The organism is Marinobacter sp. GH_1 (genome assembly GCF_048595985.1).
Lineage (GTDB): Bacteria > Pseudomonadota > Gammaproteobacteria > Pseudomonadales > Oleiphilaceae > Marinobacter > Marinobacter shengliensis.
In genome coordinates this window covers 108,100-123,620 of sequence record NZ_CP184460.1, presented here as the reverse complement: position 1 = coordinate 123,620, position 15,521 = coordinate 108,100, and the positions used below count along the sequence as shown (strand labels likewise).

The 15,521-nt window shown below is 58.6% G+C and carries 12 protein-coding genes and 1 pseudogene; 5 read left to right on the top strand and 8 right to left on the bottom strand.

The window, feature by feature from the left end; genetic code table 11:
• Positions 1–16: 16 nt before the first annotated feature.
• The 3 genes from ACNSOI_RS00520 to ACNSOI_RS00510 are packed head-to-tail and all read right to left on the bottom strand — an operon-like array spanning position 17 to position 4,539.
• A complete protein-coding gene (locus ACNSOI_RS00520; RefSeq protein ID WP_061331348.1) occupies positions 17–430 on the bottom strand; it encodes a response regulator in 414 nt (137 codons plus the stop codon).
• Between the two features lie 28 nt (positions 431–458).
• Positions 459–1,004 (bottom strand): hypothetical protein, encoded by a 546-nt coding sequence (locus tag ACNSOI_RS00515; RefSeq protein WP_286252926.1) that lies wholly within the window; start codon positions 1,002–1,004, stop codon positions 459–461.
• The gene (locus ACNSOI_RS00510) at positions 997–4,539 is read right to left on the bottom strand and encodes a 7TM diverse intracellular signaling domain-containing protein (RefSeq protein WP_420194897.1); all 3,543 of its coding nucleotides are present in this window, start codon (positions 4,537–4,539) and stop codon (positions 997–999) included. The genes ACNSOI_RS00515 and ACNSOI_RS00510 overlap by 8 nt, the downstream gene beginning before the upstream one ends.
• 164 nt (positions 4,540–4,703) lie before the next feature.
• On the opposite strand from ACNSOI_RS00510, the gene ACNSOI_RS00505 reads away from it, so the two are divergent.
• Positions 4,704–5,717, top strand: a complete 1,014-nt coding sequence (locus tag ACNSOI_RS00505) for a hypothetical protein (RefSeq protein ID WP_420194896.1) — start codon at positions 4,704–4,706, stop codon at positions 5,715–5,717.
• 2 nt (positions 5,718–5,719) lie between these two features.
• Here ACNSOI_RS00505 and ACNSOI_RS00500 read toward each other — a convergent pair whose 3' ends face one another.
• The 3 genes from ACNSOI_RS00500 to ACNSOI_RS00490 form a co-directional block, all read right to left on the bottom strand.
• Positions 5,720–5,947 carry a hypothetical protein gene (locus ACNSOI_RS00500; RefSeq protein ID WP_058092899.1) on the bottom strand — a complete coding sequence of 76 codons (228 nt, stop codon included), beginning with the start codon at positions 5,945–5,947 and terminating at the stop codon, positions 5,720–5,722.
• A 107-nt stretch (positions 5,948–6,054) separates the two neighbouring features.
• The gene (locus tag ACNSOI_RS00495) at positions 6,055–7,341 is read right to left on the bottom strand and encodes a serine hydrolase domain-containing protein (protein WP_106694175.1); all 1,287 of its coding nucleotides are present in this window, start codon (positions 7,339–7,341) and stop codon (positions 6,055–6,057) included.
• A gap of 74 nt (positions 7,342–7,415) precedes the next feature.
• Positions 7,416–8,636, bottom strand: coding sequence for a diguanylate cyclase (locus ACNSOI_RS00490; RefSeq protein ID WP_420194895.1), 1,221 nt, complete (start codon positions 8,634–8,636; stop codon positions 7,416–7,418).
• Between the two features lie 136 nt (positions 8,637–8,772).
• On the opposite strand from ACNSOI_RS00490, the gene ACNSOI_RS00485 reads away from it, so the two are divergent.
• The 4 genes from ACNSOI_RS00485 to ybaK are packed head-to-tail and all read left to right on the top strand — an operon-like array spanning position 8,773 to position 12,425.
• Positions 8,773–9,156, top strand: coding sequence for a c-type cytochrome (locus tag ACNSOI_RS00485; RefSeq protein ID WP_286252917.1), 384 nt, complete (start codon positions 8,773–8,775; stop codon positions 9,154–9,156).
• A gap of 11 nt (positions 9,157–9,167) precedes the next feature.
• The gene (locus ACNSOI_RS00480; RefSeq protein ID WP_286252916.1) at positions 9,168–10,586 is read left to right on the top strand and encodes a D-arabinono-1,4-lactone oxidase; all 1,419 of its coding nucleotides are present in this window, start codon (positions 9,168–9,170) and stop codon (positions 10,584–10,586) included.
• A 6-nt stretch (positions 10,587–10,592) separates the two neighbouring features.
• Entirely contained in the window at positions 10,593–11,897 is a 1,305-nt protein-coding gene (locus tag ACNSOI_RS00475) for a DSD1 family PLP-dependent enzyme (RefSeq protein WP_420194894.1), read from the top strand.
• 57 nt (positions 11,898–11,954) lie between these two features.
• On the top strand, positions 11,955–12,425 hold the full coding sequence (gene ybaK / locus ACNSOI_RS00470) for a Cys-tRNA(Pro) deacylase (protein WP_106694170.1): 471 nt from the start codon (positions 11,955–11,957) through the stop codon (positions 12,423–12,425).
• 96 nt (positions 12,426–12,521) lie between these two features.
• On the opposite strand, the gene ACNSOI_RS00465 is transcribed toward ybaK, so the two are convergent.
• Entirely contained in the window at positions 12,522–14,765 is a 2,244-nt protein-coding gene (locus ACNSOI_RS00465) for an NADP-dependent isocitrate dehydrogenase (protein WP_286252912.1), read from the bottom strand.
• 444 nt (positions 14,766–15,209) lie between these two features.
• A pseudogene (locus ACNSOI_RS00460) lies at positions 15,210–15,467 on the bottom strand (acetoacetate--CoA ligase); the annotation flags it as partial.
• Between the last annotated feature and the right edge of the window lie 54 nt (positions 15,468–15,521).

Below are 15,521 nucleotides of genomic sequence, written 5' to 3'. Positions count from 1 at the left end.
CGATGCGCTGAACCGGTCAGTGGCGCCGGTTCAGCCCCTGCATCATCGCCATATCGCCGCCATGCACGATGGCGTAGTTATTCACCACATCGTGAATTTTTTCCTGGGAGTAGGGCTTGACCACATAACCATTGGCACCGGCACTGATTGCCCGCTGAATGCTTTCAATGGAGTCATCGGCGGTGACCAGCACGATATGCTGATCCTCCCGAATCTGCTTGAAGCGCGTCATTAACTCATGGCCATCTCCGTCCGGCAAACCCAGATCCAGCAGAACAATATGGTACTCGCTGGCATCGAAAGCCGCCCGGGCCGAGGCCGCATCCGGGCATTCAGCCACCTGCGTCGCCCCCGCCTTGTAGAGCATTTCAACCAACCGCTCCCGCATCACGGGCTCATCTTCCACTACCAGTATTCTCAGATCCGTCATCCATTGTCTCCTGTATTATCCGCTCAGATCAGTAGCCATCGTTGCCGGTTCGTCTGGGCAAATCCAGGGGCGCGGGCCGGGGACGACCATCTTTCGACTGCGACGTGGCTTCAGACACCTCCGCCCCTGACGGCCCCTGGTTGGTACGCACCAGAATATTGGCGATGCTCACCGCCGTGGTGTAGAGCGAAATGGCCACAATCAACAAGACCGGCTGCACAAACGCCACAAATCCCGGGACCTGTGCGTTGGCTGTGATACTCAGTATCAGGATAATCGCCGGGCCCAGCACCACGAACAACGTCAAGGCAATAAAGAACACAATACGCTCTTTGTAACGCCCAAGCTCGCGATTGGTCACCAGGCCAAGCACAAATTTGCCAATGGCCAGACCCGCCAGTATCGCCGCCGCGATGCTCAGGTCCGGGCGCATCAGCGTCTGGTAAAGATTGCCATCCCACAACCGCTGCATGGCAATCACCAGAAACGGAAACAGCACGAACAGAACGTCGGCGTAGGTACCATACATCATGCTGAGGGAATACTGTTCCTGTTGCTGTCGGTTTTCAGTCATTGGCCTGTTCCTGTGTTGTTTCCCGCTCATCTGGCGCTCCCTGCAGCGCCCGTTCAATCATCTCGTCCAGAGTTCTGAGCTCCTTGCCGATTCGCGCCCAATCCGGCGGATTTTCCCTCAACCGGTTTTCCAGGCTGGTCGCCTGGCGCGTCATCAAGGGGTAGCCCATGGCACCGGCCGTACCTTTGATCTGGTGGCTTTCCATCTGCAGTGCGCTCGCATCCCTGGCCCGGAATGCCACACGCATGCGTTCCCGCCGATCCTCAAGCCCGCCCAGAAACCGGGGCACCAAATGCGCCATATCATCGGAGGTGACCGCTGAGGCTGGTGACGCCACCAGGTACCGTTCGAGAATGGCCTGCAAATGCGACTGGTCGATCGGTTTGTTCAGCACCCCATCACAGCCCGCCGCCAGCAGAGCATCGTTCTCGGTCTGATCCCCGGCCGTGAAGGCAATGATCGGGCGGCGGAACCCGGCCTGGCGCAGCAGGCGGGTGGCGGCTACACCGTCCATTTCCGGCATGTGCCGATCCATGAGGACCAGGTGCACAGTGTCAGCCAGCGCAAGCCGGACGGCCAGATCGCCACTGGCGACCGGAACCGGCTCAACACCAAAGCGCCGCAACATCCGCTCAACCAACAAACGATTGTCGTCGTTGTCTTCGGCAACCAGCACCTTACCCGAGTACTGGCGCGTATCACCCTGATAGTCCTCAGGGCAAACCGTCAGGTACCGGGCCAGCACCTCGTAGAAGCGTTGTTTGTCGATGGGCTTGGCCAGATGCTCGTTACAGCCCGCCAGCCGGTACTCGGCAATGTCTTCCGTCATTACGTTGGCTGTCAGGGCGATGATTGGGGTATTTACCCCGGCTTCTCTCAACGCCTGAGTGGCATCCCGGCCGTTCATCACCGGCATCTGGATGTCCATCAGAATCAGGTCAAAACGCTCCCGGCTAGCCAATTCCAGCGCCTCGGCTCCGTTACTGACGTGCACCAGCTCGGCACCGGTTCTGTCTACCAGCATGGATACCAGGCGTCGATTAACGTCGTTATCTTCAGCACACAGAATCCGGCCTTTGAGCCTGGGGGCCAACACCGTGGCAATACCCCGTCGGCGCTGGTTCAACTCCGAGGCGTCACGCAGAAAATGGACGTCGGCAAGGTCGCCGGTGCGAATGCAGACGTCAAACTCACTGCCCTCACCGTAGGTACTGGATACCCGGATACTGCCGCCAAGCAACTCGGCCAGCCGGCGGGAAATGCTGAGTCCCAACCCCGTCCCGCCGTATTGCCGGGAGATAGCCGTGCTGCCCTGGGCGAAGGGATCAAACAGCCGCTCCAGTTGCTCCGGTTTCATGCCAATGCCGGTGTCCACAACCCGGGCACAGAGGGTTTCGGCTTCTCGGTCACAGCGCAAAATAAGAGAAATTGTGCCTTTTTCGGTGAATTTAAGCGCATTTCCACACAGGTTAATGATGATCTGCCGAAACCGGGTTGGGTCGGTCAGGATCTGCTCGGGCAGGGGAAAGTCGCAGATAACGGTGAATTCCAGGCCCTTTTCCCGGGCCCGGGGTTCGAAAAAGGCGCGAATCTCATCCAGCAAATCCGGCAGCATGACCGGTACCACATCGACATCGAGCTTGTTGGCATCGATCTTCGAGTGGTCAAGGATGTCGTTGACCAACTCCAGCAGATGTCGGCCACTGCGCACGACAGTCTCGGCACTGCTGCGTTTCTCCCGCTCATCAAGGTCTGGGTCCAGCAGGGTTTCGCCATACCCGATAATGGCTGCCAGCGGTGTCCGGATCTCATGGCTCATGTTGGCCAAAAACTGGCTCTTGGCCTGGGCTGAGTGTCGGGCCAGCTCTTTCTCCAGGCGCTCCTGCTCACGCTCCCGCTCGATTCGCTGGCGCTGGTGGCTCTCGGTCGCATCAATGCAGGTACCTTCAAGGTGCATGGGCTCGCCATCCAGATCGTAGGCCGTGTGCAACGAGATGGTGGCCCAACGTTCAACACCACTGCGGGTGAAATAGCGGGCTTCAATACCCTTGACCATGCCCCGGACTTCCAGTTGCTCTACCACCAGGCGCCGCAGCCGGTCATCAGAAATGCAGGTTTCCAGCACATCCGGGTTGTCCTGCAGTAACTCGCGGCTGCTGCTGTAGCCCAACAACTCGGCCATCGCCGGATTGGCGGTGACAAAGCGCCGGTCTGGCGACATCTGGAAGACCCCTTCAATGGCGTTATCAAACAGAGACTGGTAGCGCTGGAGATTAGCCAGTGCCCGCTGGTTCCAGGCCAGCGCTTCGCCCTGAACCTGCTTGATACGATCGGCAAGGGCAAAGGAAAACAGAATGATCTGGGCCACCAGGCCGAATTGGGGCGCATAGGTGGTAAAGGTATTCAGCGGCAGATACCCCATGACCGTCAGGGCATAGATCCCAAAACCGATCAGCGCCATGGTCCAGGCAAAGAAGTAGGACCGGGCCGCCGGGTTGTAATAGCGCCATGACAGGTAACTGACCACAATCAGGATCAGGCTCAACAGAATGGACCCCACCACAATCCATTCCATCGCCACCGAGTAGGGCATGAAGAACGACAACACGAAGGTGGCCGTCACCGAATACAGGCACAGGCGGATCACCTGGTCCAGGTCCGGGGAGCGCTGTTGGGTCTCGAGCAGAGAACGGGCCATCAGCAACCCGAAGAACCAGGTCAGGATGATCTGAAAATGCAGGTAGGCCTTGTCCAGAATCGGTGGCCGGTTGTCCAGCAACTGAACCCCGTGCACCTGTTCGGTGCCGATAAACACCGCCGCGCAGACCAGGTACAGCACATAATAGATGTTGCTGCGTTCCCGGACTGACACAGCAACAAACAGGTTATAGGCGAGGATGGCCAGGATGGCCCCCAACAGCACGCCCCTGACCGCTTCATCGATGGAGACTTTCTCAATGTAACTGTCCGGGTGCCAGAGTGTTACCGGCAACCTGAAGGTATTGGTGGTGGTGGTTCGCAGATACACGGTGGTGGTGGCATCGGGCAACAACTGCAGACGGAAGGTCGGGTTGGGCACGGCCAGATCCCGGTCGTCCCAGTTGTCGAGGTAGCCCGCACGGCGCTGTTCAACCACCCGACCGTCACGCACCACATACAGCCAGACTTCATCCACCAGTGGCAACGCCAGTTCCAGGATCCAGTTGCTGGCAACCTGGCTGCCGCGGGTGGTCAGATCAAAACGGGTCCAGTAGGCCGAGTCGGTATAACCGAAATTGAGCACGCCTCCCCGGTGCAGGCTGAACTGCTCCTCCGGCATAGCCAGGATGTCGTCAATGGCCAGCTCATGGCCGGCGTCTTCCAGATACCAGATACAGCCATCGAGATTACGCACACTGCTGGTCGTACTATCCAGCACCACCGACCCGGCAGGACAGGCGTTTTTCGCCTGCACCAGCGATGGCAAGGAAACAACAACCAGCATCAACAGGGCGACGAGCACCCGGTTGAGCGTTTCGGAAAACCGTTGCTGCAAAATGTGATCTCCGCGCGGGTAGCTGCGTGCTTTATCGTTTATTGTCAGCACAAGTCACTTTAGCCTTTCACCCGTTTTTTCGCACCCCGGGGCCACCTGAAATGAGACATTCCTGCCTTTTTGTTGCTGTTTCCCTGTCCGTCCTTACCCTGTCGGGGTGCCGGATGGAAAGCACCGGTTCCTCCGCGTTCAACCCGGCAACCAATGTTGACCTGGTGTTCTCAACCTTTGACCTGACCAACACCGAGCAGGCGCCGGATACCCTCAGCTTCACCCGGTTCAGCGATTTCTACCAAAGCATACAACCCACTGGCGACGACGCCGACAACGAGGACCACCTGGCTACGGTGGAAGAAATCCGGCGGCATATCGATATCTTCATCGGTGCACAGCCAGACGACACCGGCCAGGACTATACCCGGGTGCGTAACCCGCTGGACCTGATGAACCAGGTGATCAGCGTGGGCGGTATTACCAACTTTGATGAAGGCCGGCGTTATATCCGGGATCGCATCGCGCTGTCCCAGGCCGGCAACTACAACACCCGCAGTGCCGGCGCCCGTATTCGCTTTACCGACCAGGCGGCGTCCTTCAGTCTCCAGCCCCTGAACGACTACGAATGGAACTACCAGACCCTCGATTGGCGATATCTGCCGGAGGGTCCCGAAGGCAGTGACCTTACCGAAAAGGTCTATCGGACCATTCAGTATGTGGCCCGAAGCGTCAACGATGATGTCAGGGAAGAGCAGCCGGAGCTGCTGAGTGTGCTGGCCGGTTCCCGCTTTGACGCCTTGCAGTTTGTTGCCAGTGGCTACAACCAGCCGGAGTATGCCACCGCCGATTACGTCAGCCGGAATGTCGGGGGCATTGAACTACGCCAAACCTTTGTAACCGACGCCCAACTCGACACACTGTTCATCAAGAATACCGAGCAGACGGTCATAGACCTGAGCCGGTACGGTGCGGATAACACGCCGCCAGACTGCCTGCGCGTTGAGATCAACTACGCCATGGATACTGTGCATATCTACACTTCGGATGGCGAGCCTGCCCGTGTACCGGACGACGGGGCGGAAGACGACGATGCAACAAAGCAGAATCCCGATAACTGCGTCTACCAGAGCGAAGATCTCGCCATCGCCACCTGGAACGCAGCGTCGGCCTCAACCCGCAAATAGGCTCACAGGTCCCAGTTCTGCAGAAAGCCTTTCTTCCGGCTGATCATACGCTCGTAGGTGGAGATCATGATGGCCGCATGGGGGGCTTTGGTCAGTCGCAGGGTTTCGATACGGCGTTCCAGACGCTGGACCTCGTCGCATACCTGCTGTTGTACGTGGCTGCGTACGCTGTCGTGCTGGTCCAGCTTGACACGCTGAAGTTCAGGCGGGGGAAGTTCCGGTTTGTCCATGGTGCCTCATCCTTTGAGTCTGGTGAATAATCCGTTTCAGAATGCCGATTTTGCAGAACTGTCAGACAAAGTGCAATTAGAATGAACAAGGTTTCACTTTTACTGACTCAGGCAGCCACCAGCCTTCGCTTGTTTTCCGGCAACACCGGGAACTGCCTGCACACAGTATAGACAAATCTGGCCAGGGCCGGTAAGTGATGACCCACTATCGGAAACCCGGTGTTGAGCAGGCTCACGGAAATATCCCGGGCCGGGTCGGCCCAACACAACTTGTTGATCAGACCGACATGGCCAAAGGCATAACGGCTCTGCTGCCCCCAGAGTCCTACCGGGTTGCCGCCCAGCATCATGCCAGCACTGAAGCGCATGGGGATCATCATGGTACGGTCTATCTGCAATGAACCGAACTGGTGGATGGCACGGCGGATGGTTAACTCACTGCAAATCCGTTGGCCGTTCCAAACCCCGCCGTTGAGCATCATCTGGAAGAACCGGCCCATTTCCTCCGCGGTGCCACAGAGATTACCGGCGGGTATGACCGCCTCCTGGAAGCGCGGGTCGTTGGTGACTTTCTCCACCGTGCGAATGTCTCCGCCCAGGGCCCGGCTGACGATCCACGACAGCGGAAACATCGGGGTCGGGCCGGTGGCATAATTGGTAGCCAGTTCGTGCAGCTTCTCCGGGGCGATTCCGTAAGTGAACCACTTCATACCCATAGGTTTGCGCAGGTACCGGTCCAGATAATTCTCGATGGTATCGCCCGTGACCTTCTCCAAGACCCGCTGCAACACAAAGCCACCGGTAATGGCATGGTAAGCCACCTTCGCGCCATCCACCTCGACCGGTTTGGCAGCGCACAGCAGGCGCCAGATTTCATCACGCTCCCAGAGCACGTCTATGGGGGTCTCACGGGGAATCGCCGGAATACCGCCCCGGTGTGAGAGAATCTGGTGCACGGTGATGGTGCGCTTTCCGTTCTTGGCAAACTCCGGGCAGTAGTAGGAAACCGGGTCCATCAGATTCACCAGGCCCTGCTCTGCGAGCATGTGCATCAGCAGCGCCGTCACCGCCTTGGAGGCGGAGAAATAGCAGATCGGGGTTTCCGTGGTCATCGGCAGCCTGGGCAGAGCGGCGGGATCATGGGGGCCGTTGCCCCGGGTATGGCCCATGGCGCCATGCAGCACCTGCTCGCCCCGGTAACGGAGCGACAGCTGGATTCCCGGGTGCACACCGGTCCGGTACAAGCCCTCCACACTACGCCATACGGATTCCACTGCGTCCTGCGGTAAACCAACCCGATCCGGGTGTTCGGTGTCACGATTGCGGAAAGTGACAGAGGTCAGGTCTTCCGGAATATCGCAGGTGTGCAGGGCACGGCGGGCGAGTGAATGCATAACGGACGCCTTTTATCGTTATTGAGAACTGGCCCCTCCCGGGACACTTGCTGGGGCCGACATTTCAGCCTTTATCAGATTTCATTATGAACCGGCTCGATCGGCTGCGCCATGGCCACACAGTTGCGACCCTGCATTTTGGCCTGATACATCGCCTTGTCCGCTGCGCTGCAAAGTGTTTCCACTGTGTGACCATGAACAGGATAAACCGCGACACCCACGCTGATGGTTAATGGCACCGAGTGGCCAGACTCCAGCGGTATCGGCGCGTTACCTACCCGCTGGCGCAAACGCTCGGCGGTATCCCGGGCACCCTCCACATCCATTTCCGGCAGCACAATAACGAATTCCTCGCCACCAAACCGGCCGACGGAATCGACACTTCTTACCCGGTCGGTCAGGATCTCGCTCACCGCACAGAGCACGGTATCACCAGCAGCGTGGCCCCAGCTGTCATTGATGTCCTTGAAGTGATCAAAATCAATCCATAACAGCGCCATCGGACGTTCATAGCGGCGGGCGCGCTCCAACTCTTCCTCCAGGACTCTGGAGAACTCCCGCCGGTTGAGCAGGCCGGTCAAAGGATCTCGGGTGGCCATCTCCTCCAACTCGATTTCCAGCTGTTTGCGGTCGGAGATATCCAGCACTATCCCCTCCAGGAAAACACTGCCGTCATCGTGCTCGACACCGCAGCCACGCTCCCAGACCCACACCTTACGGCCGTCTTTGCGGGTAATAGCGTACTCCAGGGAAAAAGACCGGCCTTTGCGCACCGCAATGGCGACCTCTTCGGACACCTGTTCGATTGCATCCGGATCCATCAGGCTGGCATAGCTGACGAGCTTGTTGTTGATCAGGTCGTCGGGCAGATAGCCGGTCAGCTGCTCACAGCCACCAGAAACGAACATCATGGTCCAGCTGTCGTCGTTCCGGCATCGATAGGCCATGCCCGGGAGGTTATCCATCAATACCCGCAGTTGCTGCTCCCTCTGGCGCAGCGCCCGCCGCTGGTCCAGCTGGAGCGACAGCAACAAACGATCCTTGCTGAGCAAGCGCAGCATAACGGTGAATAACACCAGCGCGGTGACCGCGACAAACAAAAACCCTTTCCAGGTTTGCATGGCTGACAGGGACCGGGGGTCTGCAAACCAGATCTCCACCATCCGGTCAGAAAACGTAATCCAGATGATACCTGCCACCAGGTACACCAGGGTGGCCGACAGGGCACGGCGCAAAGGGCTTTGACTGCTACTCCAGCCGGTTTCTTTCCCTCGCTCTGGTTGTTCAGGCTGCATAGTCTTCCTTTTGCCTTGGGGAGCTGTCCTATAGGAAAAGTAGACAGTTTCACACGTTCAGTCGAGGCAAGGTTGCATTTTCCCGGCATTTCCACAAAACTAAACGTGACACATAGTTTTGTTTTGGGCAAAAACAATGATTCAACACCCTCTGCACCATACTCACGCCAGGCTGCTGGTCATTACCAGCCTTGCCTTGATCATTGGCGGTTGTTCACCCTCCGGCCCTTCTGAACAGGCCATCTGGGACTATGCCGAAACAGCCCGTCCTCAAGACCCTGAACTTTCCGGTATCTATCAGCGCTCCTGCATGGCCTGTCACAGCCGGGGCACTTCGGATGCCCCCCTGACCGGTGACAGCGAAGCCTGGAACAGGCGCCTGGAGAAAGGCATGCAGCGGCTGGTGGACAACGTGGTGTCGGGCATGGGTGGTATGCCGCCCTACGGCTTGTGCATGGACTGCGACACCGCAGAATTTCAGGCGCTCATCGAATTCATGGCGCGGCCGGCAGAAACCTGAGGTAGATTCATATGGAACGACGGCATTTTCTGCAATTGCTGGTCAGTACCGCCATCGTCGGGCATACCCTGTCGCTGCAGGCAGCACAGCAAGCGCCGGCACAGGCACAAAGCAACGCCGGGGGCAGCAAGTCCCCTTTGCCTTGGCGTAACTGGTCTGGCTCCCAGCAGTCGGTCCCTGCCATGCGTGTTGCCCCCCGGAGCGTCACCGAGCTGCAGGAACTCCTTGCCGCCCCAAACCATCGACACCTGCCCGTTCGCCCCGTTGGCTCTGGCCATTCATTCTCCGCCCTGGTACCCACCGACGGCATTCTGGTATCCGTGGCTCGCCTGAGCGGCGTTCTGGGGCATGATGACAGCCGGTGCCAGGCCAAGGTGGCCGCCGGCACCCTGCTCGGGCAACTGGGCCAACCCCTGGAAGCGATTGACCAGGCCCTGTTCAACATGCCCGATATAGACCAGCAATCCCTGGCGGGCCTTCTGGCCACTGCAACCCATGGCACTGGCAGCAAGCTGATGTGCTTGTCTGGCTACGTATCGGCGCTGACACTGGTCACCGCCAATGGCGAGCGTATCGAGTGCAGCCAGACCCAGCATCCGGACCTGTTCCAGGCAGCCAGGGTGGGGCTGGGCTGCCTGGGCATTGTGACTGACGTCACCCTGCAAAATACCCGCCCATATCGGCTCCGGAAAACCACCGAATGGCTGCCCATCGAGGACATTCTGGCAACGGCGGACACCCTGGCAGACCAGCATCGCAATTTTGAGTTCTATTACATTCCGTTCTCCGGCATGGGTTTCACCAGCACCCACGACCTGACGGACGAACCCCTCTCGGCAACCCCGGCACTGGACCAGAACGACGGCGCGCGGGATTTGCAGAAAGCCCGCGACTACCTGGCCTGGTCCCCCAGGCTGCGGCGCTTGATTCTCGGGGGTTATATGCGCACCCTGGCCCGGGAGCAGAAGGTGGCGCCGTCCTGGCAGAACTACACCAGTGACCGCAATGTGCGCTTCAATGAGATGGAGTACCACCTGCCCAGAGAAAACTGGCAAAAGGCCTTCCGGGAGGTGGTGGATCTGGTTGAAAACTGTTTCCCGGAGGTGTTCTTTCCCTTCGAGGTGCGCTTTGTGCAAGCCGATGATGCCTGGCTCAGCCCATTCTATCGGCGGGATTCAGTATCCATCGCCGTCCACCGGTTTTTCGAGGATGACTACCAGCCGCTCTTTGCCGCAGTGGAGCCGATATTCCGCCGGTATGGTGGCAGGCCTCACTGGGGCAAGCTGAACACGCTTACCGCCGCTGAATTCCAGGCGCAGTACCCGAAATGGCAGGCATTCTGTGAAGTAAGGAAAAGTCTCGACCCGAACGGCCGTTTCCTGAACCCTTACCTGGCCGGCCTTTTCAGCGACAATACCTCCCACGGATAACCCACCATGGCTCACAGCGAAGCGTTCCGTCAGCAAAGGCGCAAACTCATTCTGGCCGGGGTGGCGGCCGGCGGCCTGGGTACAGCCGCATGGCTCCGGCCCCCGGCTATTCGCGATGGCCACTCAGACTACTTCCGCGCCCTGTCCCGGGCGCTGGATGCCAGCGGGCTGGCCACACCCACCCTGGTGATTGACCAGCAACGCCTGGACCACAACATTCAGGTGTTGCTACAACACCTTGGCCACGACTTCGACTACCGGATTGTGGTGAAATCCCTACCTTCGGTGCCCTTACTGGAGCACGTGATGGCCAAGACCGGCACCCGGCGGCTGATGCTGTTTCACCAGCCTTTCCTCAACCAGATTGCCAGCTCCATCCCTGACGCCGACATTCTGCTGGGCAAACCGTTACCGGTCGCGGCGGCTGCCCGTTTCTATGATCGGCACCAGGCTGACCAGAACGACTTCCAGCCCCGACAGCAACTGCAATGGCTGATCGACTCTCCACGCCGGTTGGCGCAATACGAGCAACTGGCCCGTCAACGGAGCGAGCCTATGCGGGTGAACCTGGAACTGGATATCGGCCTGCACCGGGGCGGGTTCAACGATGATCAGCTGCTATCCCGGGCGCTGTTGGACATAGAGCAATCCCGCTGGCTGAGCTTCAGCGGTTTTATGGGTTATGAACCCCATATCGTGAAAGCACCGGGGCCAACCGACTGGTTGTGGCAAAAGGCCATGGCCCGTTACAACCGGTATGTTTCACTGGCCCGGAACACCTTGGGGCGTGATCTGGCAGGGCTCACCTTCAACACCGGAGGCTCCACCACGTACCAGTTATATAAGGGCCGGGCCAACACCATTACCGCCAACGAACTAGCGGCCGGCTCCGGCCTGGTGATGCCCACGGATTTCGACCTGGCCACCCTGGCGGGCCACCAGCCTGCGGCTTTCATTGCCACTCCGGTGCTGAAACTGCAGGAAGCCAACCGGATTCCCGGCACACCGGGCATTGGCCGACTGCAGCGATTGTGGAACCCCAACCGGGCCAGGGCGGTCTTCATTTACGGGGGCAACTGGAAGGCTCGGCTGGTGTCACCGGCGGGGCTGACAACCAACCCGGTGTTCGGACGGTCCAGTAATCAGGAGATGCTTAACCTGGCCGCCGGGGTGCCACTGCAGGAAGACGACTGGGTATTCCTGAGGCCGCATCAGAGCGAGTCTGTGTTTTTGCAGTTCGGCGATCTCGCCGTTTTCGATGCCAGACTGGGAGAAATTTCCCGTTACTGGCCGGTGGTGCCAGAGGGATGACGTCGCCGGCAGCGCATGCTTTAATTCCGTCCACCATCGATCAATACGGGACCCTGCATGACCCCTGGAATTCTTGCGGCCAAGAAGGCCAAAGTGAACTACACCATACATGAGTACGACCACGATCCGGCGGCCGAGAGTTACGGTGGTGAAGCAGCGGCGAAAATGGGTGTGGCGCCGGAGCAAGTATTCAAGACGCTTGTGGTGAGCCTGGATGACAAGGAACTGGCGGTCGGCATTGTACCGGTCACCGCCATGCTGGGCCTCAAGCAGATCGCAAGGGCCGCCGGGGCAAAGAAAGCCACGATGGCGGACAAACAGCTGGTCCAGAAAACCACCGGTTATGTGCTGGGTGGTGTCAGCCCTCTGGGCCAGAAAAAACGGCTCCGAACGTTTATCGACAGCACCGCCCACCACTTCCCGACGGTGTTCGTCAGCGCCGGCAAACGTGGACTCGAGATAGAGCTGACGCCGGACGATCTGGCACGCCTGACCAATGGCCTGTTAGTGCCTCTGCAGCAGGATTGACGGCAGGAGCAAGCACAAAAAAACCGGGCGACCATGGGCAACCCGGTTTTTGTCAATCACGGCCGGAGCAGGCTCCGGCCGGCTGAACCGCTGGCCTTACTTCACGGAGTCCCGTGCATCGGCCAGGATCTTGTTGAAGGTCGCGCTTGGCTGCATCACCTCACACACCTTCTCCATGGGCGGGTGGTAGTAACCACCGATATCGGCCGGGTGGCCCTGCACCACGGTCATTTCCTCCAGGATCTTGTCCTTGTTCTCTTCCAGCTGTTTCGACAACTTGGCAAAGAACTCTTTCAGCTCCTTGTCATCATCCTGCTTTGACAGCTCTTCCGCCCAGTAACGAGCCAGGTGGAAGTGGGAACCCCGGTTATCCAGCTCACCGGTGACGCGAGACGGAGACTGGTTATTTTCCAGCAGGCGCTCGGTGGCTTTGTCCAGGGTCTGGCCCAGCAGACGGGCCCGCTGGTTGTCCTGTTTCTCACCCAGCTCATCCAGAGACACCGCCGTGGCCAGGAATTCACCCAGGGAATCCCAACGCAGGTGGTTTTCCTGGATCAGCTGCTGTACGTGCTTGGGCGCAGAACCGCCAGCACCGGTCTCGTACAGGCCACCGCCGTTCAGCAACGGTACGATGGACAGCATCTTGGCACTGGTGCCCAGTTCCAGAATCGGGAACAGGTCGGTCAGGTAGTCCCGCAGCACGTTGCCGGTTACCGAGATGGTGTCCAGACCACGAATCAGGCGCTCCATGGTCCAGCGAATGGCGCGAACCGGAGACTTGATGTGGATTTCCAGACCGTCGGTGTCCAGCTCGGCCAGGTACTTTTCAACCTTCTTGATCAGCTGGGCATCGTGGGCGCGCTCATCGTCCAGCCAGAACACCGCAGGCGTGCCGCTGGAGCGGGCCCGGTTAACCGCCAGCTTGACCCAGTCACGGATCGGCAGGTCTTTGGTCTGACAGGCGCGCCAGATGTCGCCTTCTTCAACCTTGTGCTCGGTCAGCACGGTGCCGTCTTCGGCCACCACACGCACAATGCCGTCTTCCTTCATTTCGAAGGTCTTATCGTGGGAGCCGTACTCTTCGGCTTTCTGCGCCATCAGGCCCACATTCGGTACGGTACCCATGGTGGTGGGGTCAAACGCGCCGTGGGTCTTACAGAAGTTGATCACTTCCTGGTAGATGGTGGCGTAGGTGGACTCCGGCATAACCGCCTTGGTGTCCTTGAGCTTGCCGTCACGGGCCCACATCTTGCCGGAGTTGCGGATCATCGCCGGCATGGAGGCATCGACAATCACGTCGCTCGGTACGTGCAGGTTGGTGATGCCTTTAACGGAATCCACCATGGCAATTTCCGGGCGGTGCTCATAGCACGCGTGCAGGTCTTCCTGAATCTGCTCCTGCTTGGACTCCGGCAGCTGCTTGATCTTCTCAATGACGGAAGACAGGCCGTTGTTCGGGTTAACACCGATTTCCTTGAACAGGTCGCCGTATTTGTCGAACAGCTCCTTGTAGAAAACCTTCACCGCGTGACCGAACACGATCGGGTGGGAGATTTTCATCATGGTGGCTTTAACGTGCAGGGAGAACATCACGCCGGTTTTCTCGCAGTCGGCAATGGCGTCTTCGAAAAACTTCACCAGAGCCTTCTTGCTCATGAACATGCCGTCCAGCACTTCGCCTTCCTGCAGCGGCAGGTCGGGCTTCAGTACCGTCTGTTTGCCCTGCTTGTTCTCAAACACGATGCGGGCGTTGGTGGCCTTGTCCAGGGTGACCGATTGCTCACTGGAGTAGAAGTCACCACCGCGCATGTGCGCTACGTGTGTACGGGACGCCGGGCTCCACTCACCCATGCTGTGGGGGAACTTGCGGGCAAAGGCTTTTACCGCAGCCGGCGCACGGCGATCGGAGTTACCTTCACGCAGTACCGGGTTAACAGCACTGCCCAGTACTTTGGAGTAACGGGCGTGGATTTCTTTCTCTTCGTCGGTTTCCGGGTGTTCTTTATATTCCGGAACCTTGTAGCCCTGTTCGTTCAGCTCTTTGATGGCGGCACGGAGCTGGGGAATGGACGCGGAGATGTTCGGAAGCTTGATGATGTTGGCGTCCGGATCCTTGGTGTACTCACCCAATTCAGCCAGGGCATCCGGAACGCGCTGGTTTTCTTCGAGGTAGTCCGGGAAGCCTGCCAGAATACGCGCCGCGAGAGAGATGTCGCTGGTTTCAAAGTCGATGCCGGCCGGCTTGGCGAAGGTTTCCAGGATGGGAAGCAGTGACCGGGTGGCGAGGGCGGGGGCCTCATCGGTCAGTGTGTAGACAATCTTGGCTTTGGATGTTGTCATTTTCGTCCTCAGGCAAATGGGTGGGTTCAGGACGGTCATGGCACGGTCAGGCGTCTTGTGAACGGCTGGTTATGCCGATGACTGATTCGGAACTTTTGATAGACCTACTAAGATAGCATTTTTTACCAAACTTTGGTTACGATCTTAGTATAAGAACGGACTAAAAATGCCTGATCTTCGGTTACAGGACGATGAAATGGCGGGAATTTACGAAACTTTCTAACATTTGTCAGGTTTTCCGGTTTTGGAGTTATCGCGCTGGTGGAACGGCCTCCCAAAACACGCTCCTGCCGGCACATCCTTGTGGCGCTTGGGCTCCGCCATCCATGGCTCCGCACAGTTTTGGGAGGCCGTTCCACCAACGCTCATCCAACTACCGAGCTGTATTCCGCGCGCTTTCAGTCAAGCGAAAACACGCTCATTTTGTCGACAAAATGAACGAAATCACGCCGGTAACAGCTTCACTTCCACCAACCGCTCACGTATCCGGTCCAGGGCTTCCGGATTGCCAAGGGCATCCCGGTTGTCCGCTTTACTTGAGCCATTGACCAGCCGGGCCACCGCGAGTTCCACCTTTTTGCCACTGCGGGTGTAGGGAATGTCGGGCACTTCCACGATGTGTTTGGGTACGTGCCGGGGGCTGGCGCCTTCGCGGATTCGGGCTTTCAGGGTTTTGATCAGGTCGTCGGTGACAGTCTGGCCGGCGACGTTGATGACGGGGGGGCCATACCTAGTTGGAATGTTACCCAGATTTAT